18 protein-coding genes are annotated in these 25,848 nt (G+C 39.2%); 17 read left to right on the top strand and 1 reads right to left on the bottom strand.

Translation table 11 applies throughout. From position 1 onward, the window contains the following. Window positions 1-313 precede the first annotated feature (313 nt). From typA to holA, 17 genes are all read left to right on the top strand, one after another. Window positions 314-2,143, top strand: coding sequence for a translational GTPase TypA (typA, locus tag P3R27_RS08470; RefSeq protein ID WP_010735665.1), 1,830 nt, complete (start codon window positions 314-316; stop codon window positions 2,141-2,143). A 504-nt stretch (window positions 2,144-2,647) separates the two neighbouring features. Continuing rightward, window positions 2,648-7,774, top strand: coding sequence for an LPXTG cell wall anchor domain-containing protein (locus tag P3R27_RS08465; protein WP_301356921.1), 5,127 nt, complete (start codon window positions 2,648-2,650; stop codon window positions 7,772-7,774). Window positions 7,775-8,208: 434 nt separating this feature from the next. Then, a complete protein-coding gene (recQ, locus tag P3R27_RS08460; RefSeq protein ID WP_034689328.1) occupies window positions 8,209-9,987 on the top strand; it encodes a DNA helicase RecQ in 1,779 nt (592 codons plus the stop codon). Between the two features lie 96 nt (window positions 9,988-10,083). After that, window positions 10,084-10,386 (top strand): Fpa/YlaN family protein, encoded by a 303-nt coding sequence (locus P3R27_RS08455; protein WP_010735661.1) that lies wholly within the window; start codon window positions 10,084-10,086, stop codon window positions 10,384-10,386. A gap of 2 nt (window positions 10,387-10,388) precedes the next feature. After that, window positions 10,389-11,555, top strand: a complete 1,167-nt coding sequence (locus P3R27_RS08450; protein ID WP_034689327.1) for an FtsW/RodA/SpoVE family cell cycle protein — start codon at window positions 10,389-10,391, stop codon at window positions 11,553-11,555. Between the two features lie 21 nt (window positions 11,556-11,576). Next, window positions 11,577-15,005 carry a pyruvate carboxylase gene (locus P3R27_RS08445; RefSeq protein WP_034689326.1) on the top strand — a complete coding sequence of 1,143 codons (3,429 nt, stop codon included), beginning with the start codon at window positions 11,577-11,579 and terminating at the stop codon, window positions 15,003-15,005. 17 nt (window positions 15,006-15,022) lie between these two features. After that, complete coding sequence (locus P3R27_RS08440) at window positions 15,023-16,153, top strand: CAP-associated domain-containing protein (protein WP_034689325.1); 1,131 nt, start codon at window positions 15,023-15,025, stop codon at window positions 16,151-16,153. Beyond that, window positions 16,140-16,571, top strand: coding sequence for a YlbF/YmcA family competence regulator (locus P3R27_RS08435; protein WP_126134426.1), 432 nt, complete (start codon window positions 16,140-16,142; stop codon window positions 16,569-16,571). The genes P3R27_RS08440 and P3R27_RS08435 overlap by 14 nt, the downstream gene beginning before the upstream one ends. Then, on the top strand, window positions 16,555-16,896 hold the full coding sequence (locus P3R27_RS08430; protein WP_301356922.1) for a YlbG family protein: 342 nt from the start codon (window positions 16,555-16,557) through the stop codon (window positions 16,894-16,896). Before P3R27_RS08435 ends, P3R27_RS08430 begins: the two co-directional genes overlap by 17 nt. 183 nt (window positions 16,897-17,079) lie before the next feature. Beyond that, a complete protein-coding gene (gene rsmD, locus P3R27_RS08425; protein WP_034689323.1) occupies window positions 17,080-17,637 on the top strand; it encodes a 16S rRNA (guanine(966)-N(2))-methyltransferase RsmD in 558 nt (185 codons plus the stop codon). After that, window positions 17,638-18,129 carry a pantetheine-phosphate adenylyltransferase gene (coaD, locus tag P3R27_RS08420; protein ID WP_034689322.1) on the top strand — a complete coding sequence of 164 codons (492 nt, stop codon included), beginning with the start codon at window positions 17,638-17,640 and terminating at the stop codon, window positions 18,127-18,129. Beyond that, window positions 18,119-19,162, top strand: a complete 1,044-nt coding sequence (locus P3R27_RS08415) for a SepM family pheromone-processing serine protease (RefSeq protein ID WP_034689321.1) — start codon at window positions 18,119-18,121, stop codon at window positions 19,160-19,162. The genes coaD and P3R27_RS08415 overlap by 11 nt, the downstream gene beginning before the upstream one ends. Before the next feature lie 304 nt (window positions 19,163-19,466). After that, complete coding sequence (locus P3R27_RS08410) at window positions 19,467-20,609, top strand: hypothetical protein (protein WP_284592359.1); 1,143 nt, start codon at window positions 19,467-19,469, stop codon at window positions 20,607-20,609. 213 nt (window positions 20,610-20,822) lie between these two features. Next, the gene (locus P3R27_RS08405; RefSeq protein WP_404830986.1) at window positions 20,823-21,386 is read left to right on the top strand and encodes a helix-hairpin-helix domain-containing protein; all 564 of its coding nucleotides are present in this window, start codon (window positions 20,823-20,825) and stop codon (window positions 21,384-21,386) included. A gap of 19 nt (window positions 21,387-21,405) precedes the next feature. Then, window positions 21,406-21,888 carry a ComE operon protein 2 gene (locus P3R27_RS08400; RefSeq protein ID WP_034689319.1) on the top strand — a complete coding sequence of 161 codons (483 nt, stop codon included), beginning with the start codon at window positions 21,406-21,408 and terminating at the stop codon, window positions 21,886-21,888. Further along, complete coding sequence (locus P3R27_RS08395) at window positions 21,881-24,157, top strand: DNA internalization-related competence protein ComEC/Rec2 (protein WP_301356924.1); 2,277 nt, start codon at window positions 21,881-21,883, stop codon at window positions 24,155-24,157. Before P3R27_RS08400 ends, P3R27_RS08395 begins: the two co-directional genes overlap by 8 nt. Window positions 24,158-24,193: 36 nt before the next feature. Then, on the top strand, window positions 24,194-25,240 hold the full coding sequence (holA, locus tag P3R27_RS08390) for a DNA polymerase III subunit delta (protein WP_034689317.1): 1,047 nt from the start codon (window positions 24,194-24,196) through the stop codon (window positions 25,238-25,240). Window positions 25,241-25,353: 113 nt separating this feature from the next. Here holA and rpsT read toward each other — a convergent pair whose 3' ends face one another. Beyond that, on the bottom strand, window positions 25,354-25,608 hold the full coding sequence (gene rpsT, locus P3R27_RS08385; protein WP_010735647.1) for a 30S ribosomal protein S20: 255 nt from the start codon (window positions 25,606-25,608) through the stop codon (window positions 25,354-25,356). Between the last annotated feature and the right edge of the window lie 240 nt (window positions 25,609-25,848).

The following is a 25,848-nucleotide window of genomic DNA, read 5'->3' as shown; positions in this document are numbered from 1 at the left end:
GTTCATATAAAATAAGTGAGGGACGATAAAATTGCTTTTTTGAGCAATGTAGTCCTTCACTTATTTTTTTTGAATGATTATAGTATCGGAACAGTCATTTATAGAAGATGCTAATGAAAAAGTTTTTGTAATGACTGTTTTTTTACATAACTTCGGATTTTTTGTGCTATTTTGATTAGAAAAAGGGCGAATTATTAATTTTCTCGAAAAAATGAAAACATTTCACTATATTTCATGAAAAAAGTTTGGTATAATAAACAGTCGAGTAAAATTGCCCTGTGATAAAGAATCGATAAAAAAGGAGTTACTTAAATTGAATAAAAGAAATGACATCCGTAACGTAGCGATCATCGCCCACGTCGACCACGGAAAAACAACATTAGTTGATGAACTATTAAAACAATCTGACACATTAGACGCCCACACTCAATTACAAGAACGTGCGATGGACTCAAACGCACTTGAACAAGAACGTGGAATCACAATCTTAGCGAAAAATACAGCTGTTGATTATAAAGGGATTCGCGTCAATATCATGGATACACCTGGACACGCGGACTTCGGTGGTGAAGTAGAACGTATCATGAAAATGGTAGACGGCGTTGTCTTAGTTGTAGATGCTTATGAAGGCACCATGCCGCAAACACGTTTCGTATTGAAAAAGGCTTTAGAGCAACATATTACACCGATCGTAGTTGTAAACAAGATCGACAAACCATCCGCTCGTCCTGAGTATGTGGTAGATGAAGTCTTAGAATTATTTATCGAATTAGGCGCAGACGATGATCAACTGGATTTCCCAGTGATTTACGCCTCTGCTTTGAACGGAACATCAAGCTTATCCGATGATCCAGCGGACCAAGAACCAACAATGGCACCGATCTTTGATACAATTGTCGAAGCTATTCCTGCACCAGTTGACAACAGCGATGAACCTTTACAGTTCCAAGTATCATTACTTGATTACAATGATTATGTTGGACGTATCGGTATCGGCCGTGTCTTCAGAGGAAAAATCAAAGTTGGTGACCAAGTATCACTGATCAAACTTGATGGCACAGTGAAGAAATTCCGTGTGACAAAATTATTTGGTTTCTTTGGCTTACAACGTTTAGAGATCCAAGAAGCTAAAGCTGGTGACTTGATCGCTGTCTCAGGAATGGAAGATATCTTCGTTGGGGAAACAGTTACACCAGTCGATCATCAAGAAGCATTACCGATCTTGCATATCGATGAACCAACATTACAAATGACTTTCTTAGTCAACAACTCTCCATTTGCTGGACGCGAAGGAAAATACGTGACATCACGTAAAATCGAAGAACGTTTGATGGCAGAATTACAAACAGACGTTTCACTTCGTGTTGAACCAACAAATTCACCAGATGCTTGGACAGTTTCAGGTCGTGGTGAACTTCACTTATCGATCTTGATCGAGAACATGCGTCGTGAAGGTTATGAATTACAAGTATCACGTCCAGAAGTTATCGAAAGAGAGATCGATGGCGTAAAATGTGAACCATTTGAACGTGTTCAAATCGATACACCAGAAGAATACATGGGTAGTGTCATCGAATCATTGAGCCAACGTAAAGGTGAAATGCAAGATATGGTCCATACAGGAAATGGTCAAATTCGTTTGACATTCTTGACACCTGCTCGTGGATTGATCGGTTACTCAACAGAGTTCTTGTCAATGACTCGTGGTTACGGAATCATGAACCATACATTTGATCAATACTTGCCAATGCTTCCTGGCCAAATCGGCGGACGTCACCAAGGTGCGTTAGTATCCATCGATACAGGTAAAGCAACAACGTATTCAATCATGAGTATCGAAGAACGTGGTACTGTATTTGTTGAACCAGGGACAGAAGTCTACGAAGGTATGATCATCGGTGAAAACAGCCGTGAGAATGACTTGACAGTCAATATCACAAAAGCAAAACAAATGACCAACGTTCGTTCTGCGAACAAAGACCAAACATCAGTCATCAAAAAACCAAAACAATTAACACTTGAAGAATCACTAGAATTCTTGAATGACGATGAGTACTGTGAAGTAACACCAGAAAACATCCGTCTAAGAAAACAAATTTTAGAAAAAAATGCACGTGAAAAAGCATCTAAAAAGAAAAAATAATAATTTTGACCGAATCCTAGAGAAAGCTCTGGGATTCGGTTTTTTTGTTATATAGGATCGATCATTAAATCAAACATAGTTATTCAATTAAATACTAGTTAAAAGCTGTTGGTGAACCGCTTTTCTCTATCCGATGTTTTTTTAGTATAGTCAAAATAAATCATAAAATTATACGATTTCCTGATGGATAAGATTAAATAACACTATTCTTTCAATTTATACCAATTAACATGAAAAAAATGGCGTTATCAAAAAGTGTATTTAGGTTTAGAGTTAAAGTGGGAAAGTTCTAATAGAATAATACTAATGATGGAGGATGAATAAAATGTAAAAAAGAAAAAATAAATGACGTTATAATAAAATGAAGCTTTGCTTTTGAATGATCATTAGAAAAAAGGAGGAGTATAGAAGACTCAAGATGAGAATGATTGCTTACTCAATTGAATATTTTCTAAGACTTCTCCGAATATACTTGTAGAATAAATGGAGGTAAATCTTAGAAAAATGAAAAAGACAAAAATTCTGAATAGCCTGATGATTATCGGCTTGGTGTTAGGAAGTATGAATGATGCTGTTGTACAAGCAATTTCGAGCATAGAGTCAAAGACTGAGAAGACATCATTGGTTGAAAAAAAACAATTTTCAATAGAACCAAACAAAGAAGAAGACAAAATAAACAACAAAAAAATAGCTATCAAAGATGAAAGTAATGAACAACCAATTGAGAAAAATAAAAGGACTAGTGCCAGGAATAATAATCCAAGCGATAATTTTGATAGTGTTCAAGGAAACAACGGTAATTACTTTAAACCGACTACTGATGCAACTTTACTGAAAATTGGTGAAGAGCAGGCAGCTCGAGTGCAATCAGATTTGTCAAAAAAATCTATAAATATTTCTAACTTGCAACATGAGAAAGACGACAGCTTTGAAGTTTTAAACTTTTCTACGTGTATTTTTCCGAATGATAAAGGATTGGTTATGTGGCCAATAAATGGAGGGCGTAATAGTGTCTATTGGACGCAAGTTGATTCCAACAGTGGAATTTGGCGGATGCGCCTGTACGCTGCAATGGATTCAAAAAACGAACCCTATTTAAATGCGAAATTTACTCGGCTAAAATACGGTTCTGTCAGTGGGAATGAAGTATTCGCCTTTCCAAGAGTGGCTTATTTATCGAATCCTACAGGTCATATAAACGATATGAAACCATTTCTCACGAAAGCTACATTTGAAGTACGGTTACCGACTGCTGAAGAGGAAATCGGTAAAATTGTAGCAACTGCCAAAGAAGGTACACATAAACTCATGCAAAATGCTCAACCGATCCCTAATCCAGAAACTTATCTAGATGTGAAAAATACACGTGGAAAAGTTGAGTATAGTTGGAAAATAGCCCCTGATACAACGAAAGTAGGAAAGCAAGATACGAAGATTTTAGTAAAAGACGAGTCGGGTAGAGAAATAGAAGTAGTAGTTCCAATCACTGTAGAACCTCTAGCTGTAGAAATCAAGGGAAAACCAGGACCATTTGACATTTATCAATATGATAAATTGCCAGATGTGACTGAATACTTTGAAGTAACAAATCTGTATGGTACCTATACGCTAAAATGGTTCGATGATGTGAATACTGATTCACCAGGCGAACAAACATGGCGAGCAAAAGTAACAACTTCTGATGGACGTGAGGCAACTTCTTCGATTCAGATGGATGTGACGCCACATGAGGGCTTAAAGGTTAACCTCAAATCAATTGAAGATCGAAAACTCGGTTATAATTATCCAACATTTGCAACAAACTTTAGAGATTATATTGATTCGGTCACTATGCATGGTGAACCAGTCGAATTAAGAGATCTTGAATTTATTCCACAAGAAAGTGCGGAGGCAGATTATCGGATAGGGGGTCTTCAAACACTCAAATTGACAGTTCAAACCAAGCACCCAAATAGCGGTGTGATGATTAAGGGAACTGGTGAGGTAACACTCAATGTTCTTTGGGACCACTCGATTTTGATGAAATCAATCAATGGTGAATCAGCTGGATCATTTACTTTAAGAACAGATAATTCAGGAAATGAGACGGCAAAAGTTGTATTTGGGATGGGGATACCAACCTCAATAAATTCGGCAGTTGGTCCGCAGAGTACTCCATTTTCGCTATATTATTCGTTTGAAGTTTTACGAGGCGAAACAGTCATTTATAGCCAAGAAGTGACAAATCGCGCAACTTGGCAGCAAATCATGGATAAATTTGGAGATTCTACTGGAACGATCGATGTCCATTATGGTGATGTCATTAAGATATATCATCCAGAACGAACGCCGAATAGTTCAGTCTTGATGATCGACGAACAGGAACAGGATTATACATATGATACGACGTACGCCTACTACAAGATTACTCCTTATGGATTTGATCCATTCCCCTTGCTAGAAGCAGAAGCTTCACAAAAGAGTTTTGTTTTAGGCGAGAACACTAAAACGATTGATCCAGCTTCATTAATAAAGAATGTAACGATTAATGGTCGATTAGTTGATAGTAGTTCATACGAAGTGGAATCATTGATCGATTTTGATACAAGTAGTATTGGAACAAGAAAAATGAAATTGAAAGTCACGATGAATGATGGACTTTCAGCAGAGGAATTCGAAGTCGATTACCAAGTCAAATGGGGCAGCACATTTGTGCTAAAAGGCTTGAATGATGCGACGGTTGGCGCATTTAGTCTACTAAAAGAAAACGATCAATGGGCATTGCATGCTAGTCAAGGAGTAAATGGGACAGACTTGAGTCAACCGGTCAATAATCATTTTGGCCGAGACATCTACTATGGTATTGAAGTGATCGAAAATATTACTACCAAATACCAATATAACGTACTAGGCAATCAATCGATTAAAGAAGGAATCGAAGGGTTCAATCAAGGAAAACCATTAACCGTCAAACAAGGCGACGTCATCAAAGTGTATCATGCAGAACCAACAGGTAATAGTCTATTGATGCAAGATGAAATAGCCAAAGACTTTACAATGGGCTCAAATGATGCCTATTACGAAGTCACAGAGCATGGGCTAGAACCGATCCTGGCGATTTCTACGGATACTAAACCACAAGAATTTAGTTTAGGTGATGATGCCTCGGGGATTGATGGAACGCAACTGATCAATCAGGTAACGATCAATGGGACCGAGTTAACACCGGATCTATATACAGTCAAACAATTAGGAAACTTCGATACAACTACAGTCGGTCAAAAAGAACTTGCTATCCAATTTGACACAAAAGATGGGGTAGTATCAAAGGTTATCACAGTGCCTTATAAAGTGAAATGGGGTAGAACGATCGTGATGAAATCTAGCACTGGTGGTTCAGCAGGTGTTTTCTCACTGCAAACTACTAATACGACCAGACAGTTGAAAATCCATCAAGGGTTTGACTCGCCATTAGACGAGCGCTTAGGAAACGATCAAGACCTCTATTATTCAATTGAAGTCTTACGTGGTGAAAAAGTCCAATATAGTCAAGAAGTCCCAGGTCGTGTCACGCTACAAGAAGTCATCAATAGTTTTGGAACTAATGGCACTCCAGCTGTCACTGTCCAGTTAGATGATGTGATCAAAATTTATCACCCCCAAAAATCTCCTGGTAGCTCGGTACTGATGGTCGATGAACTAGAAGAGGACTTCACGTATGGTTCAGATTATGCGTATTACAAAGTAACGACATATGGTTTTGAAGCAATGCCAGTCATGGAAGTCCATACAGCTAATAAAGCCTTTTATCTCGCACAAGATGTAACTACTGTAGCTGATGCTGAATTAATTGATCGTGTGACGATCAACGGCAAAACAGTTGATCCAGAGGAATACACAATTGAGAGACGTTCAGAAATCGATACGAAAACGATTGGGAATAAAAACGTCGCTATGCGTGTGAAAATGAACGATGGTTTATCTAGTGTACAACTTGAACTGCCTTATCAAGTCAAATGGGGAAGTACATTTATTCTAAAAGGTGAAGAAAAAGAAGGGAAAAGAGGGATCGTCGGTTCTTTTAGTCTGCTTGATCAAAATGACCAGTTGGCTATCTATGCCACAAAAGGCGAAGATGAAACAGAACTTAATGCGCCAGTCAATCCTGCTTATGGTCGTAATGCCTATTATCGAATCGATATCCTAGCAGATCCTAAAAATAAAGCCAATAGTTTATTTCCCGATAACATCAAATATACTTATGAAGTGGCAGGTAATCAAACGGTTCGTCAAGCAATCGAAGGGTTCAATAATGGGCAATCATTACCTGTGGAAGAAGGAGACATTTTCCGTGTCTACCATGCAGAAACAGATAACCAGAACTTACTGATGTGGGATGACATCGTCAAAAACTATACAGCTGGGTTAAATTACGCTTATTATGAAGTCAATAATGGCGAGTTTGAGCCGATTACGTTGATTTACGCAGATGTTGCTAGTCAGGAACTCGTATTAGGTGAGGATACCAGTGAGGTAGACGTGACAACGTTGATTGACAATGTTGCATTCAACGGACAGAGTTTGAACTCAGAACTATATAAAGTAGAACAAACGGGAGCGTTTGATACCCATACGACAGGAGAAAAAACAGTAACGGTAAAAGTATCAACTGCAGATGGAGTTTCTTCGACTGACATTGAAGTGCCATATGAAGTGAAATGGGGCAGCACGATCCATTTAAAAAATCGTAAAGGTGAAACGGTTGGATCGTTTGGACTACTTAAAAACAGCAAACAAATCGAAATCCAATCTGTCCAAGGAACCGATCAAACAGTGTTGAAGAATAGAGTGAATGAATACGATGACACCGAAGTATATTATGGAATCGAAATTCTCAACGAACGTAAGCAAAGCAAATATCAATACGAGGTTCGTGGCACACAAACAATCGAGCAAGCCATTTCACGTTTTAATACTGGTAAATCACTAGCGGTGACCCCAGGTGATATCGTGAAGGTTTATCACGTAGATACTAGTAACAATTTATTGATGGCAGAAGAGAGCGAACGAAACTACACCTATGGCAGTAATTACGCGTATTATAAGGTAACAGATTATGGTTTTGAGCCTACAGGTGAGTTAACAGTTGAACCTGCTCAGCCTTCTTTTGCACAAGGCACTGAAAGAGTTGACCTGAAATCGTTAGTAAAAGAAGTGAAAGTCAATGGGCGTGTAATACCTAAAAACGTCTATACTGTTTCTTTAGATGGAACATCTGAAATCGATACAGAAACTATTGGCAGTCGTTTTGTTTCTCTCGATGTCAAAGTGGATCGGAGTTATGGGAGTTTATCTACTCGTACAGAATCTTCATATGAAATCGTTGAACCTGGACAAGAAACAGCGCCAGGAGAAGAGGACGCTAGTGCAGAAGATGGTACTGGTACATCCAACGATCCAGATGCAGATGGAATTTCAGCAGAGACTGGATTAGGTGAGGGTTCCGCAGCCGAAGGTGATGAGAGTAAATTGCCACAAACCAATCAAACCATCAATCGAGTACTGCCATATATTGGTGCATGTTTCTTACTAATAGTAGGATTTGTTTTTTGGAAACGAAAAATGTCTAAGAAATCGTTTGATAAACAGTAACGGATAGTTAAAATGACAACGAAGCAGTTGAAAGAGCGAAGTGATAATTACTTTGGCATTCTTTCAACTGTTTTTTTATGATCACTAAAGGAGTCACGGACAAGAAATATAAAAATAAATCCTATGAGCAAAAAACAAAATTCTCGTAATAGGAAGTCAATCATTAGCTGTGGAGAACTTAAAGAAACAAAAAATGAAAGCAAGAACGGCAAGATGAATTTTTTAAAGAACTTTTAAAAAACTCAAAGCACTCTGTTTTTGGTTTCACAAATGGTGTTTTGTTTCACAGAGTTAGGCTTGCTCTTATGAGCAGACAGAAGTAGAATAGATAGTACATGTCTGATGAATCATTTGAGAAAATGCGTAATTAATAGTTAGATGAAAGAAGTGAAACTTGAAATTGTAAAAACAAACAGAAATCGAGGAGGGCGCATGTGGAGCAGTTATTAAAAAAATATTTTGGATATGAGCTTTTCCGCCCAGGCCAAAAAGAAATCATTGAAAAAATCATGGCTCAAGAAGATGTCTTGGGTATCATGCCGACTGGAAGCGGAAAATCAATATGTTATCAGCTACCTGCGCTAGCATTGGAAGGGGTGACGATCGTCGTTTCTCCCTTGATCTCTTTGATGAAAGATCAAGTGGATGCTGCGAATCAACTGGGGATCGCTGCTACGTTTATTAATAGTTCATTAGAAGGATATGAAGTGGCACAACGTTTTCGTTCATTAGATGAAGAAAAGTATCAATTGTTATATGTTGCACCAGAACGTTTTATCATGCCTGATTTTATCCAAGCGATGAATCGTTGGTCCGTTCGCTTGATTGCCATTGATGAAGCCCACTGTATCTCGCAATGGGGGCATGATTTCAGACCCAGTTATTTGCAGATGGCGAAATGTTTAGAAGGTATTCCTCAGCGTCCGCCCATCGTAGCCTTGACAGCAACTGCTACTGTCCCTGTAGCAACAGATATCAAAAGACTTTTAAAAATCCCTGAAAAGAACCATATTCAAACTGGATTTGCACGAGAAAATCTGAGGTTGCAGGTTATCAAAGATCAAAAAAAAGAGCAATATTTGGTCGAGTATTTAAAAGTGAATCAAAATCAATCAGGCATCATTTATGCCGCGACTAGAAAAGAAGTAGATCGACTATATCAGTTGTTGGCAAAATTTGGTTTTTCCGTTGGCAGATATCATGGCGGTATTTCAGAAAGTGAAAGGACGGAAATGCAAGAAGCTTTCCTCTATGATCGTATCCAGCTATTAGTAGCAACAAACGCTTTTGGAATGGGGATCAATAAAAGTAATATTCGTTTTGTCATTCACTACCAAATACCAGGTTCATTAGAAGCATATTATCAGGAAGCTGGTCGTGCCGGAAGAGATGGCTTACCTAGTGAAGCCATTTTGCTATTTGCGCCACAAGATGTGCAAGTCCAAAAGTTTTTTGTTCAACAATCGCAACGTGAGGAGGCACAAAAACATAAGGAATACGACAAGATCCGAGCAATGACTGAATACGTCCATATCGAATCCTGTCTGCAACAATATATTCTTTCTTACTTTGGGGAAGCAAGTGAGCCTTGTCAGCGTTGTGGCAACTGTCTTGATGATCGTGAACTGATCGATGTGACCACAGAAACGCAAATGGTTTTGTCGTGTTTGAAACGAATGGGTGAGAACTACGGAAAACAATTACTGATGAAAGTCCTTGCCGGATCAAAAGATCAGAAAATCAAACAGTTACAGTTTGATCGATTGTCTACGTATGGTCTACTAAGGAATCTGTCACAAAAAAATATATTACAGTTGATCGACTATCTGATTTCAAGTGGCTACTTACTTGCGGCTAGTGGTGAATACCCAATTTTGAAAGTCAGCGATCTTGGGGTGCAAGTGCTTATGGGAAAAGTAACTGTCCACAAAAAGGAACCCCAAAAAGTGCAACAATTGTCGCATGACGAAACAGATGGCCTATTTGAAGTATTACGCCAGTTACGGACTGATTTAGCTGTTGATGCAGGTGTTCCGCCGTATGTTGTTTTTTCAGATGCGACACTCAAAGAAATGAGTCAGCATCGACCAAATGACCGATTGGCACTTCTCCAAATCAAAGGGGTAGGGCAAAGCAAGCTTGATAAGTACGGTGAAATGTTCTTGCTGGCAATCAAAAATTTCCAAGAAAGCGCTCCGCCAAGTGACAGTTAAAAAACCTAAAAAAAGCCTAGATAAATCTAGGTTCTTGCCCAGTTATCGCGTAAAATATGCTATAATGAATGAACTTAGAAATGGAGGGAAAGGCAAATGGATTCTCTTTCAAAAGAGACGGCACTCAATGTGTTGATTGATGAGGCAGATCGCATCAAGCGTTTGATCCAAAATCAAACAAACAGTCTTTGTATCTCGCAGTGTAAAGCCTTTGAAGAGGTAGTCGATACACAAATGTATGGATTTTCTCAACAAGTGAGTTTTGCGATACGTGTAGGGATCATTGAAAAAAAAGAAGGGCAACTGATGCTCAGTGAGTTAGAACGTCAATTGAATCACTTATACAATGAAGTTTACCGAGAAAATTATGATAAAAAAGAAAGTGGCAAGGGGGAATAAGCTTGCCGAATAAAGTGAAAAAAAGGCATCTGTTGGATTACAGTATTTTGATTCCATATTTGATTTTATGTATCATCGGGTTGATCATGGTTTATAGCTCCACCTCCTACTTGCTATTAGCAAATGGGAGCAATCCAGCGTCATCAGTCATCAATCAAAGTATTTTTTGGGTGCTTAGCTTGATCGTTATTGCACTCCTATACAAAATGAAAATCGGTGTATTGAAAAATCAGCGATTGATCATGGCGGCTATCGCAGTCTTGACGATTTTATTATTGATCGTCTTATTTTTTGGGGAAGAACGTAATGGTGCAAAAGGTTGGCTTGAAATTGCCGGATTTTCTATCCAGCCCGCCGAATACCTAAAGATCATTGCCATCTGGTATCTTTCCTTTACTTTGTCACAGAGACAAATGAGTGTGCAAAAAAACTTCATTGCAACGGTCAAACGACCTTTATTGTTAGTACTTGCCTTGACAGTGTTAGTGGCAAGTCTACCCGATTTTGGGAATGCAACGGTTATTTTTTTGATCATCATCGTGTTACTATTAGCTAGCGGCGTCAATTATTTTTACACCTTGATCGTCGGTGTCGGAGGAATCATTTTTAGTATAGTAACAATTTGGTTGATCAACGTGACCCAAGGGAAACTTTTCCCTGGTCGCCTACAATATATTTATCATCGTTTTGAGATTTTTCAAAACCCTTTTACTGATGAATTGAATAACGGACACCAAATGGTGAATGGTTATTATGCGATGTTCAACGGTGGTCTATTCGGTCGCGGATTAGGGAATAGTATCCAGAAAAAAGGATTTCTACAAGAAGCGCAAACCGACTTTATCTATGCCATCGTAGTAGAAGAATTAGGAGTGATCATGGGTATTTTGATCTTAGCTTTATTGATGTTCATGATTGCGCGTATCATCTTAGTGGGTATCCGCTCAAAAGATCCATTTAATTCTTTGCTATGTATCGGAATCGGTTCGATGTTTCTGATCCAAGTATTTGTCAACCTTGGCGGGATCACTGGGATCATCCCATTGACAGGGATCACATTCCCATTCTTGAGTCAAGGTGGTTCGAGTTTGCTGATGCTTTCGATCTGCGTAGGTTTCGTCCTGAATATCAGCGCAGATGAGAAACGTAAGAGTTTAGGTATTTACTAAAATTGACGTAGGAGTGATTCGATGAGAAAAGTTTTGGTAGCTAACAGAGGAGAAATTGCTGTACGGGTATTTCGTGCCTGTACAGAATTAGGGATCCAAACTGTAGGTGTCTATGCAGAAGAAGATGAATATTCCGTGCATCGCTTTAAAGCGGATGAGGCATATCTAGTTGGTAAAGGAAAAAGACCGATAGATGCGTATCTTGATATTGAAGGGATTCTTGAGATTGCTAAGGCTAGTGGAGCGGACGCGATCCATCCCGGTTACGGATTATTATCTGAAAACTTACACTTTGCCACACGGTGCAAAGAAGAAGGCATCACTTTTGTTGGGCCAGAACTTCATCATCTTGATATTTTTGGCGATAAGATCAAAGCAAAAACAGCAGCAATCGAAGCTGGTATCGCTTCGATCCCTGGGACAGATGGTCCAGTAGAGTCAATTGAAGAAGTTTTATCATTTGCTGAACGTCATGGCTATCCCGTGATGATCAAAGCAGCATTAGGCGGTGGCGGTCGTGGGATGCGTGTAGCATATGACGAAAAAGGCGCTCGTGAAGGATATGAACGTGCAAAAAGTGAAGCGAAAGCTGCTTTTGGTAGTGATGAAGTCTATGTTGAAAAGTATATCGCTGATCCGAAACACATCGAGGTCCAGATCTTAGGGGATACCCATGGAAACATCATCCATCTATTTGAACGGGATTGTTCAGTCCAGCGGCGTCATCAAAAAGTCGTAGAAGTCGCTCCTTGCGTTTCGATGAATGAGCAACAGCGTCAACGTATTTGTCAGGCTGCTGTCCAGTTGATGAAGCATGTGGGGTATGTCAATGCAGGGACAGTCGAATTTTTAGTGGAAAATGACGAATTTTATTTTATTGAAGTCAATCCACGTGTCCAAGTTGAACATACGATTACTGAGATGATTACGGATGTCGATATCGTGACGACGCAATTATTGATTGCACAAGGAAAAGATCTGCATAAAGAAATCGGATTGCCACAGCAAAGTGAAATAAAAATCAAAGGTTCAGCCATCCAATGTCGGATCACAACGGAAGACCCATTGAGTAACTTTCTACCAGATACTGGTAAGATCGATACGTATCGCTCACCAGGTGGGATGGGCGTCCGCTTAGATGTAGGGAATGCCTATGCAGGTTACATCGTTACCCCATATTTTGATTCGCTTTTAGTAAAAGTTTGTACACATGCGGCTGATTTTGCAACAGCGATCCAAAAAATGGAACGTTGCTTGAGAGAATTCCGTATCCGTGGAGTGAAAACAAATATTCCATTTATGTTGAATGTCATCTTGCACCCAGAATTTCAATCAGGACAAGCTAAAACGACGTTCATCGATAGTACCAATGAATTATTTGACTTCCCACGCTTACGTGACCGTGGAAATAAAACGATGAAATACATCGGAGAAATCACAGTAAATGGTTTCCCTGGCATCGAACGTGGTGAAAAACCATATTACGATGCACCACGTATGCCAAAAGAGCTGATCACTCGTCCGGATTACATCACAGCAAAAAATGTCTTAGACAAAGACGGCGCTTCTGCATTAGTGGATTGGGTCAAACAACAAGAAAATGTGTTATTGACAGATACCACGTTTAGAGATGCCCATCAAAGCTTATTGGCTACTCGTGTGCGCACAAAAGATTTTAAAGAAATCGCGCGATTGACTGGTGAAGGGCTTCCTGAGCTGTTTTCAAGCGAAATGTGGGGCGGTGCGACATTTGACGTCGCCTATCGTTTCTTGAATGAGGATCCATGGAAACGCCTGAGAAAGATTCGCTCCTTGATGCCAAATACTTTATTGCAAATGCTCTTTAGAGGATCGAATGCTGTCGGCTACTCCAACTACCCAGACAACGTGATCGCTGAATTTATCAAAGAAGCAGCGACACAAGGCATCGATGTCTTCAGGATCTTTGACAGTCTGAACTGGGTACCGCAAATGGAAAAGAGTATCCAAGCCGTTCGTGATACAGGGAAAATTGCAGAAGCGACGATTTGCTACACAGGTGATATCAATGATCCAAGTCGTGCGAAATACAATGTGCAATATTATAAGGACATGGCAAAAGAGCTGGAACAGTTAGGCGCTCATCTGATCGCAATCAAAGATATGGCAGGACTGTTGAAACCGCAAGCTGCTTATCGCTTGATCAGTGAATTGAAGGCGACAACGGATCTACCAATCCATTTACACACACATGATACGAGTGGCAATGGCATCATCACTTACTCAGCAGCAACTAAAGCGGGTGTCGATATCGTTGATGTAGCGATGAGTGCGATGAGTGGAAATACTAGCCAACCAAGTATGAGCAGTTTGTATTACGCTTTGGTCAATGGTCCACGTGTACCAGAAATCAATATTGAAAATGCGCAACAGTTGAATCACTATTGGGAAGATGTTCGCATGTATTACAAACCATTTGAGAATGGCTTGAATGCACCTGAAACTGAAGTTTATATGCACGAAATGCCAGGTGGACAATACTCGAACTTACAACAACAAGCCAAAGCAGTTGGCTTAGGTCATCGTTGGGATGATATCAAAAAAATGTACCACACAGTAAACTTGATGTTTGGTGATATCGTCAAAGTTACGCCTTCTTCTAAAGTTGTAGGCGATATGGCCTTGTTCATGGTCCAAAATGAGTTGAGCGAAGAAGACATTTACGAAAAAGGCGAGACATTGAGTTTCCCGGAATCAGTCGTTACCTTCTTCCAAGGTGAATTAGGCCAACCAGTAGGTGGGTTCCCAGAAAAACTCCAAAAGATCATTTTGAAAGGTCGTCCAGCCATCACCGAACGTCCAGGCTTGTTCGCTGAAACAGTAGACTTCGAAAAAGTCAAAGCAGAATTAGCTAAAAAGATCGGCTATGAACCAAAACAAGAAGAAGTCTTGAGTTACTTGATGTATCCACAAGTCTTCTTGGATTATCAAACCGCTTATAATCAATTTGGCGATGTCACATTACTGGATACACCGACTTTCTTCCAAGGGATTCGTTTAGGGGAAACGGTCAACGTTCAAATCGAAAAAGGCAAGATCCTGATCATTCGTTTAGATGAGATCGGTGAACCTGATATTGAAGGGAATCGTGTGTTATTCTTTAATTTGAACGGTCAACGAAGAGAAATCACCGTCAAAGATACGTCGATCGTCAGTGCGGTAAAAACTAGACGAAAAGCAGAACCAACCAATCGCGAACAAATCGGTGCGACGATGTCCGGTTCAGTTTTAGACGTCTTGGTGAAAAAAGGCGATACGGTCAAAAGAGGCGATACATTGATGGTTACTGAAGCAATGAAGATGGAAACGGCCATTGAAGCACCATTCGATGGAGAAATCGCACATCTCTATGTTGTTGCTGGCGACCCCATTTCTTCAGGAGATCTATTGATCGAAGTTACAGAAAAATAAGAAAGGAGAGGGAACATTTGAAACGACTAGGTCTATTTATAGCAACACTACTATTCGTCACGTCGGCTTTATATTTGGAGCCAGTAGTGTTCCCTCCCAAACTTGAAACATCCACGCAAGACCAACAACTGATAGGAAATCAAAATCAGGTAACGTCTTGGAAATACCAGGAGCTAAATGCGACTGGCTTTTCTACATATATTGGTCGATCAGTCACCGAATTAGAAGCAGAGATTGGTTCTCCTAAAGATCGTTTGACGAGCGGATTCGGCTTCGAGATCAGATATTATCAAGATCCAATTCAACAAATCGTACTTGAAGCAAATATACAAAATGACCGAGTGGAGGCTATCAAAGTTTTAAATGCGAACGCAACTAGTTTGACACCATTTGCCGTTGGCATGACTATGCAGGATCTGACAGAGATTACAACGATTTTTCCGAACTTCACATTCGAGTATGAAGAGACAGAAGTCGGAATCGAGTTAACTGAAGAAGACATGAATTATCGTCCCTTGATTGCTTTTGATAACGGTACATTTGCGATGCTTTTCTTTGATCAAGACACAGGTGGATTATTTTCAACAGTTTATTTAAATAAGAAAAGCTTATTGAAATTAATGCCTTACCAGGTCTTTGGAGAGGGATTGCCCCACTACGAAATGGATAGTTCAGCAGACTGGGAAAGTATCAATCAATCAAGAGAGCGTGTCATCACTCGAGTATTGACGAGATTACGCCAAGAAGCTGAACTGCCTGATTATCATTACTCTCCAGATTTTATGATCCAAACGAATGTACTGTTAACAGACTTTATCGAACAACCAGAAGAATGGTTGGCAGAAAATCGTTTGGCAGAGTGGCAAATGGCAACACAGACTTCGCAAACTACAGTTAAATTTACGTTGTCAAATGATGAAATCAATCGCTTAGTGGAAAAACGACAATTAGATCAAACAACAGGAATTTTCATGCATCCAATCATTGATCCGACTTTTTCAGTTTTATTGTTATATACTGATCCTTATTATCATGATCGATTCTTGGAAAAAGAAACAACACAGTTAGGCGTTGCGTTTTCGAAAGAAAACATGTTAGTCTTAATGAAGGAAAAAGAGGAGACTAGTGAAAGTAGTGATAATCAATGAGGAGTTGTTTGAACTGGAGGACCAGTGTCATCAGCTTGTTCAAACGATTGTAACAAGTGAAATGATGGAACAATATCTCAAAACTAAAAAAGAGATGGAAACTTCTATCAACGTCAACCAGTTAAAAAATGATTTTATTGCAAGCAGACAAGCATTTGAAGAAATTTCACCTTATGGAAAGTACATTCCGGAGTTTCGTGAAAAACAACGAACTGTACGCCAAGCCAAAAGGCAGTTGGATCTAAATGAGGAAGTAGCTGCTTTTCGAATAAGTGAAACAGAATTACAAAAGATACTAGATTCCATTGGAAAACAACTTGCACATACGATTTCGACAGAGATCAAAATCAGTGCAGGTAGTCCATTTTTTGAAAAAAGTGAAGGGTGCGGAGGAAACTGCCATGGACATAGAAAATAAAGAATTTGAACAAACACATCGGCGAGGGTTAGTCGTGTGGGTATATAGTTTAAAACAATTGAAAAATCTTCGCAAATTTGGATTAGTGCATTATGTCTCTCGTAAAATGAAGTATGTGATCATGTATTTAAATGAAGACAACTATGAACAAACGGAAGAAAGGATCAAGAAATTACATTTCGTACGAAATGTCGAACGTTCTTATCGACCAGATATCGAAATGAATTTTGCTGAAAAAATCGGTAAAAAGGCGGATACAAAAAAAGAAGGCTTCGAGATCGAAGAATTAAACACCAAGATCCGCTTAGCTGATCACGTTTTCTAGTAAAGAGAGTCAAGCGTTATAGTTAATAAAATCGACGAAAATAAAGAAAATGTGATAAAAAGATTTTGAATAGTTATAAAAAGTTAAATTAAGAAAAAATAGACTTGAGAATTGACGATTTTAGTCGGAATCAAGTCTATTTTTTTGGTATACTAATAACAGTATGTTTCAAGGAGTGAGTAGATGCGAGTAATTTCAGGAGATTACGGCGGTCGCCGTTTAAAAAGTTTAGCTGGGCCAAATACTCGACCGACGTCTGATAAAGTCAAAGAGTCGATATTCAACATGATCGGTCCTTATTTTAATGGAGAGGTCGTTTTGGATCTTTACTCAGGAAGCGGGGGTCTAGCGATCGAAGCAGTTTCCAGAGGCTGTAGCTACGCAATCTGCGTGGAGAAAAACTATCAAGCACTAAAAATAATCAAAGAAAATATTGAAATCACAAAAGAACCGAACAAATTCAATACAATGAAATTAGATGCTGATAAAGCGATTGAGTCACTGGCGAAAGAAGATCAAAAGATTGATATTCTATTTTTAGATCCACCTTATGCTAAACAAAAAATCGTCGATCAAATTGAACGTATGGAAGAATTGGCTCTTTTTCAGGATGCTGCCTTGATCGTATGCGAAACAGATAAGTCAGTGAAGCTTCCTGAGACAATAGGAAATTTTCAACAAATCAAAGAGCAGACCTATGGCATCTCTGCGGTGACCATTTATAGAAAAGAGGAAATATAAATGAGAAGAGCTTTATTTCCAGGGAGTTTCGACCCATTGACTATGGGACATTTAGACACGATCGAACGAGCTGCGAAGTTGTTTGATGAAGTGATCATCGGTATCTTTATCAATACATCAAAAAAAACATTGTTCACGGCTGAGGAACGCTTGGAATTGATCACACAAGCAGTCGCACACTTAGAAAATGTCCGAGTGATCCACCAAGAGACACAGTTGACAGTGACGACGGCAAAAGAATTAGGTGTTCAAGCGCTGGTTCGAGGTGTTCGCAGCTTCAAAGATTTTGAATATGAACGTGACATTGCGCAAATGAATCATCATTTGAGTCATGAATTGGAGACGGTGCTCTTTATGGCAAAACCAGAGTATAGCCATATCAGCTCAAGTATGCTTAAAGAGGTTCTTTATTTTGGTGGGGACGTGAGCACCTATTTACCTACTGTGATCAACGAAGCATTAGTTAGAAAGCGTGAAAGTGATGCAGAATAAGAAATGGTGGAAAACATTATCCGTAATCCTTTTAGGTACGTTATTAGCAGGCTTTGTCATTGTTCCTTTACCCTATTACGTGGAGGCTCCAGGTGCCACGATTGATCTTAAAGATATGATCACAGTCAATGATCAAGAAGATAAAGAATCGGGCTCTTTCTCTCTCACTTCGGTAGGAATCAGAAGAGCAACAGGATTTGGTGTCGTCTCCGCACTGCTGTCAGATTTCAAAGATGTTATCAGTGAAGAAGAGTTGACTGGTGGAGCGACAAATGAAGAATATAATCAGATGCAAAAATATTATATGGAATCCTCACAAAATGCCGCCATTGAGCAAGCCTTGAAACTAGCGAATATTCCGTATACGATGGAATTCAAAGGTGTCTATGTCATGGGCGTCGAAAAAAATTCGAGTTTTTACAAGAAACTATCTGTTGGCGATACAGTCACGAAAGTAGATGGGATGAGTTTCAAGAGTGCGGAAGAATTTATGGAGTACGTGAAAGGACAGGAAGTAGGACAGGTTGTCACAATCACCTTCATCCACAATGGCAAAGAAGAAGAAGTTTCAGGTAAACTGATCGAGTTATCGACAGATAAAAAACCAGGAATCGGGATCACGTTGACCGACCATACAGAAATCGCCACAGACACAGAAGTGGCAATCAATTCTGGTTCAATCGGTGGCCCTTCAGCAGGCTTGATGTTTACTTTGGAGATCTATGAACAGTTGACCCATCAAAACATCCGTAAAGGGAAAAAAATAGCCGGTACAGGGACAATCAATAGTGCAGGTGAAGTGGGACGAATCGGTGGAATCGATAAAAAAGTGGCAAGTGCAGACGAAGCAGGAATGGATATCTTTTTTGCGCCAGATGATACGATTTCTGAGGAAGTGAAAAAAGAAAATCCAGATATCAAAACGAACTATGAAGAAGCCAAAGCTGCGGCTAAAAAACTCAATACATCAATGAAGATCGTTCCGGTCAAAACAGTGCAAGATGCCTTAGAGTATCTTGAGAACATGAAATAAACGATTTATCGATTTGTATGTTTTGTACTCATATTTTAAAGCGAGGTCAAGACATGTTTAGCCTCAACAAATAATGCGCCATCCACGAAAATTGTTTTTTAAATTTTTGTGAGTGGCGCATTATTTTTCGAAGAGGTTCTATCTGTTCCCGCCGTTTATTCGGTTTAGGTGGTACGAAAGGGCTAATGTCCCCTCTTTTTCTTTTTTTTCAATAATTACAAAAAAACGTTTTGTTATTTTGTAGGTAATTTTAAGTAAGTTTGCTACCATAATAAAAAAAGAGTTAGAAAGGGGCAAGGAAAACATGGAACAACCAAGCAATCGCCAATCATCATTCGATATTGGAGAACATTACTCAGATAAAAGGTATAAAAAAAATTTTGGACACTTGCGAAAAACAGCAGATTTTAAACGTGTATTAATTGATTTTGACAAACAACTGGAAGAAACGAAAGATCAACTGCCAAAACATCGAAACGGTGTGTTGTGGACCAGACGCTTACTTGCAGAATTTCGACAGAAAAAGTTGAGCAAAGCGAATAGAGTTTTCAATTTTATTCTTAGGCGTAAGAATAAAGAGCCTGAAAAATATGAGAATACACTAAAGGATTTGAACAGTAAATATTTTAAATCAGAATATATACAATCGATTGTTGATAAAGATGTATGGATGGATCCAAAAGAAATCGTTGATGAAATCAAGTACTTAGCTTCAAGAGCGAAATCTATCCCTACGACTCGCGGGTTGGAACTAAGAGAACAGTTTCGAGCGCAACCTTCGGAGCAAAAAAAATGGCGTCAACCTGAAACAGAAGAAGAATTACACTACAGTACCCTTTCTTTCCTAGAGGAAGGTGGAGAAAGCAAGAAGTCGCGCAAGATAACTATCAATAGAAAAGATGACCCCGTCATTTACGCAGTAATCCGACGAGAGGACAATGGGGAGAAAGTTTCATTAAATATTGAAGTTTCTCATAATAAAGAGAAACGAATCGAAAAACCTATAACTGGACACCATAGAAATCCTTCCGTTCATGGCGAGGTAGCCTTTACTGGTCACCATGAGCAAGAAATCAAACAACCAAGACGGTTATCACCAATTTCAGAGTTGCAAGAAAATAATGGGAAAAAAAATTTATTGAAAGATGAGTTTGAACGACGTGATACGAAACTTCGAGAAGTAAAATCTGCGATCAATCAAGGACTTATTTCGTCAAAAAATTTATCTGGAGAAGGCGCTGTGCAATCGGTGAAAAAACGGATCTGGGAAATAGAGAACGGATCTGGGAAGTCCGACCGTATGGTTTTTAATAGTCATAATGCCTCGGACAAACGTTCATTTGGCATGACCAAACAAGCAGCAATGAGTAAGTCAGGGGAAAATCGACCACCAGCTCCGCCTTCTCCAAGTTTGAAGCCAAAACCAAGGATAGAACCAACTAGATAAACCCTGGATATAAAAAATAAAAGAAATCATCATTTGAGGCGTATCTAATAGTGAAGGAACATCGCGGTGCAGATGTTTTTTCACTATTTTTTAGAAAGGAAAATGAAATAGCAAAGAATACTAATGAAGAAAATAGTTCAAGAAATCTTTGATTCGCCAAAACGCCTCATTCTATTTTTTATATGCAGTGTATCAGTTAGTATGATAGTAGGAGTGGGCGTATACCGTCAGATCAGTCCAACTAAGATCAATGAATCTAGTAACGTACCGTTGGTAACCGCGACAAGCTCGGATAGTTACCAAAAGACTGCGACAACTGGAACAACGACAAACGACCCAATCATGTATGTAGACGTGAAAGGCAATGTCCATCGACCAGGAATATACGCATTTACCGACGAGGAACGTGTGTTTGATATCATTGAAAAAGCAGGAGGATTGACTGCACACGCTGATGAAAAACAAATCAATTTCGCTGCAAAAGTTTCGGACCAACAAGTGCTTTATATTCCCCAAGTTGGCGAAGAGATGCCTCAGTTCATAGAGGAAGTAAAGGCAAAAGAACAACCAGAGGAGAAGAAAGTCAATCTTAATACTGCCAGTCTTGCTGAATTGCAGGAGCTTCCAGGAATCGGAGCAATGAAAGCACAAGAGATCATCAATTATCGCGAAGCCAACGGTTCCTTCCAAACAATTGAAAGTTTGAAAGAAATATCGGGATTTGGCGAAAAGACAGTTGAAAAACTGAAAAACTTCGTTACAATTACAATAGAATAAACCAATGAGGTGACAAATTATGAGCAATGAACGAATTCCTTGGGATCAGTATTTTATGGCACAAGCCGTATTATTATCATTAAGAAGTACATGTACACGATTAGAAGTAGGTGCCACATTAGTTAGAGAAAAACGAATCATTGCGGGGGGGTATAACGGCGCAGTGAGTGGGGATGTTCATTGTATCGACGAAGGTTGCTATGTCGTGAATGGTCACTGTTTACGAACGATCCATGCAGAAATGAATGCGTTACTCCAATGTGCAAAACTCGGAGTTCCTACAGAAGGAGCAGAGATCTATGTCACTCATTTTCCATGTTTGGCATGTACGAAAGCATTGCTTCAAGCTGGAATCAGGAAAATCCACTACTTGCATGATTATCGTAATGACCCTTATGCACAGTCATTGATTACTCAATTAGGTGCATCCGTCCATCAAGTCAATTTAGATATGAAATATTTTGCTAAACTTCAACAAGAGTCAACGGGAGAACTTGATTAAACAATTTGGCGAACAAGTTCGTAATTACTTGATTTTACCAGCAATGTCTTCAGTTATTTTATGTTTCGTTTACTATAAGGAGCATGATCTGTCTCGCTTGATCGTTGCTGGTCTTTTTCTTCTGGTTCTATTCAAACACAAGCAAGCGGTGATCTATCTTTGTTGTTTTTGCAGTTTGTCAGTCTGGTTTGCTTGTCTTCATTCAGAGGTTCCCTCGATTGATCACACAAGAACAACTGAAGAGTTTCTATTGATGACCGATACAATTCAACGGAATGGCGACTGGTTGACTGTCGAGGCGCAAAGAATCCCCACGAAACAAAAAGTCCAGCTAAGTTATCAAGCCAAAACCAAAGCAGAAGCACACCAATGGGAAGACTTTCGCGGGTATCCGATCGAACTTCGAGTAACTGGCAGTTATCAGACACCTGAATCGTTGCGTAATCGTTATGCATTTGATGCGGTCAATTATCTGAAGGGATCACGAACTAGTGGTCAGTTCCATGGAAATGATTTTCAAGTCCTGCCTTCAACAAGGGGAGGGGTGACTTTATTTCGTGACCTCCGTGGAAAAGCAATCAATTATGTGAAAAAACGCTATCCTAAAAAAATAGGAATGTATATCAACGCGTTACTTTACGGTTATCGTGATGCTTCTTTTCGCGAATCCGAATCAATTTTTAAAGCCACTGGATTACTGCATCTATTCGCAGTTTCAGGGATGCATGTCTACTATTATTTAGGATTTTTGTATTATCTTTTTCGACGAAGTGGTTGTCTTTTGTCGATTACGATTCTTCCACTGACATTGCTTACAGGGGGGTATATCCTATTAGCTGGAGGCTCATTTTCTGTGGTTAGAGCAGGGAGCTTATTTATTTTGAAGCTTATACTTAAATTGGCAGCAATCAAACTATCTACGTTTGATTGCTTTTCTTTGAATCTATGGTTGCTTTTATTGTTCGATCCATTGATCCTGCTTCAAATGGACGCGCAATTAAGTATATGGATGAGTTTATTGTTTATGACATTTTCTTACTCATCAAAAGGTTGGAACAATCGTTTATTCTATTTATTCCAAACAAGTGCAATCCAATTACCTTTAAGTGCTTGGTATTTCTATGAGTGGTCGTTTTTAAGTGGCTTATTCACGACACTTGGTATTCCATTATTCCAATACGTCCTTCTTCCAGGGGGGATCATTCTCTTTGTAGCAGGCAACATCCTTCCGCAGTCCTTATTAGAAATCCTCGAATCGTGTTTGATTCTCTTTGAAGACTTCCTCTCTTGTTTTGATTTCTCCACACTGACGATCGGGCAACCCGCTTTTTATTTCGTTTTATTGAGTATTGTCGTCCTCTTACTTTTGTTTGAGAGCGTCACGATTCCGCCATGGAAAAAAATCATTTATTCATTATCACTCCTCCTCAGTTATTTCTTGATACCATTCCTTGATGCCTCGACTACGTTCACCTTTATCGATGTCGGACAAGGTGACAGTATCCTACTAAAAAGTCCGATGAAACAAGAAGTGATTTTAATCGATACTGGGGGCAGATTAAATGTTGAAACAGAAGCGTGGCAGCAACGTATTACTCGTCCTTATGCAGAAAGTAATATCGTTCCATATTTAAAAGGACAAGGGATCGCCACGATCACAAAACTATTTCTCACACATAATGACGCTGATCATATCGGGGAATTGGAAACACTCTCGTCACATTTCATCATCGAAGAAATATACATTGGTTGGGGAGCTGCCACAGATCCAAAGTTTCGCAAACGATTGATAAAAATGAGTCAGTTAGGAACCAAGATCATAGAAGTCAGGCAAGGAGATCGAATATCTGCTTGCTTTGACTTGTACGTTTTGATGCCAAGTAAAGAAGGGCAAGGAAAAAATGAAGATTCAGTGGTTCTCTGGTTCGCATATAAGAAGCAGCGCTTTTTATTACTGGGGGATTTGGATCAAGAAGGGGAACTCGACCTGTTGGATGCTTACCCAACATTAAGGGCGGAGATCGTGAAATTAGGACATCATGGGAGTCGTAGTTCGAGTCATCCTATGTTTTTGGCTGCTTTACAACCGAAGGTGGGGATTTTATCTAACGGGCTTGACAATCGCTATGGCCATCCACATCCTGAAGTTCTTGAAACGTTGGAAAGCTTAGAGAGTACAGTTTATCGGACAGACAAAAATGGGGCGATCACTTTTTATTGGCATCCTATTTGGACAAAAAATGGCCGACTTCAGAAAATGATAGACTAGCAATTTTTGTTTTCTCGTGATAGGATAAATTGGAAAGTGGTGAGAGATGTGAGTATCCAAGTTGAACTACAAAAAATTCGTAAAGAAAAGCTCGCACCTTGTTATCTCGTTTTAGGAACGGAGAAGTTTTTACAAGACCAAGTGCGTACAGAAATCCTCAAGAAAATACAAATATCAGGAGAAGATGACCTTAATTTTCTGCGATTTGATATGACTCAAGCAACGATCGATGACGTAATCGCTGAAGCAGAAACCTTACCGTTTTTCGGTGATCAGCGGGTGGTTTTTGTCGAAAACCCTTATTTTTTGACGGGTGAAAAAAACAGCAACAGTATCGAACAAAACACAGATCTTTTAGTAGACTATTTAAAAGAACCGCTTGAATCAACCGTACTTGTCTTTTTTGCGCCTTATGAAAAATTAGATGAACGAAAAAAAGTCACGAAACAATTGAAGAAAACAGCGATATCGATCAATGTTCAGCAATTGAATGAAAAAGAAGTGCGACAGTATTTATTGAATACATTAGAAAATACACCGCTTACTCTAGATCGTAAAGCAATTGACCTTTTTTTACGATTGACTGATTTAGACTTATCAAAAATGATGGCAGAATTAGATAAATTGATGTTATATGGACAGAATCAATCAGCAATCTCTGCGAAAGAAATCGAAGAATTAGTGCCTAAGACATTGGAACATAATATCTTTGACATGACACAATATATGCTTTCTGGAGATACGGAACATACCCTGCGATTATTTGAAGATTTAGTCACACAAGGGGAAGAGATTATCAAGATCAATGCGATCCTACTCTCCCAACTACGATTGTATCTCCAAACGAAATTTTTAGTCAAAATCGGGTATCAACAAGCCAACATTGCGGAAACTTTGAAAATCCATCCCTATCGGGTAAAATTGGCGATGCAAGAAGTTAGGAAGTTTGATGAACGAACATTAGTCCAATTGTTCGACCAATTAGTCGAGATGGACTATCAAGTAAAAAGTGGACAGATCGAAAAGAAATTGAGTTTTCAATTATTTGTGTTTCAAGCAGCTGAAAGATTAAAAAATAAGTAAAACAATAGCCACACAAATACACACAGTTCGGTTGATCATCAGAAGGGTCAGCCAAACTGTGCGTATTTGTGTATAGAAAAAGCAAATAAAAAAACCGGCCGTGGCCGATTTCCTTATTTAGCGATTTTTTTGCTTAAACGAGATTTGTCGCGGTTTGCTTTGTTTTTGTGGATAAGACCTTTAGTTTCAGCCATATCGATCGCTTTAACAGCGTCTTTATATAACGCATCTACGTTGTCAGCACCTGAAGCTACAGCATCCTCAAATTTTTTGATTGCAGTACGCATAGCACTAGTTTGAGATGAATTTTTTACATTCGCGTTTTCGCTTGTGCGAACACGTTTGATTGCAGATTCAATGTTTGGCATTTGTTTCACCTCCGATAAGTAAAGTTCTTACGCGTGTTACCGCATAATTCAACATTCATTATTATACCTAATGCGAGCGCGCATTGCAATATCAACATGACAAGTTTTTTTCCTTAACACGTAAGAAATATCAGAGAGCGTGGATTTCTGAGTGGCAGAAAAACAAGAAAACAAAAGAAAAAGCGCTGTTGTGGGAGACAACGAGCGCTTAACCAAACGTGGTTTAATTTATCTTGGTAA

Source organism: Enterococcus spodopteracolus, assembly GCF_030441955.1.
GTDB lineage: Bacteria > Bacillota > Bacilli > Lactobacillales > Enterococcaceae > Enterococcus_B > Enterococcus_B spodopteracolus.
The sequence above is the reverse complement of the archived record's forward strand: the minus strand, read 5'-3'. Positions and strand labels throughout refer to the sequence as shown.

Bases quoted from the DNA above. Each gene is read 5' to 3' on its own strand.
- rsmD (WP_034689323.1), top strand. From the start codon at position 17,080: ATGCGAGTAATTTCAGGAGATTACGGCGGTCGCCGTTTAAAAAGTTTA.
- P3R27_RS08410 (WP_284592359.1), top strand. From the start codon at position 19,467: ATGGAACAACCAAGCAATCGCCAATCATCATTCGATATTGGAGAACAT.
- P3R27_RS08430 (WP_301356922.1), top strand. From the start codon at position 16,555: ATGGACATAGAAAATAAAGAATTTGAACAAACACATCGGCGAGGGTTA.
- P3R27_RS08445 (WP_034689326.1), top strand. From the start codon at position 11,577: ATGAGAAAAGTTTTGGTAGCTAACAGAGGAGAAATTGCTGTACGGGTA.
- P3R27_RS08400 (WP_034689319.1), top strand. From the start codon at position 21,406: ATGAGCAATGAACGAATTCCTTGGGATCAGTATTTTATGGCACAAGCC.
- P3R27_RS08415 (WP_034689321.1), top strand. From the start codon at position 18,119: ATGCAGAATAAGAAATGGTGGAAAACATTATCCGTAATCCTTTTAGGT.
- P3R27_RS08465 (WP_301356921.1), top strand. From the start codon at position 2,648: ATGAAAAAGACAAAAATTCTGAATAGCCTGATGATTATCGGCTTGGTG.
- rpsT (WP_010735647.1), bottom strand. From the start codon at position 25,608: ATGCCAAACATTGAATCTGCAATCAAACGTGTTCGCACAAGCGAAAAC.
- P3R27_RS08455 (WP_010735661.1), top strand. From the start codon at position 10,084: ATGGATTCTCTTTCAAAAGAGACGGCACTCAATGTGTTGATTGATGAG.
- coaD (WP_034689322.1), top strand. From the start codon at position 17,638: ATGAGAAGAGCTTTATTTCCAGGGAGTTTCGACCCATTGACTATGGGA.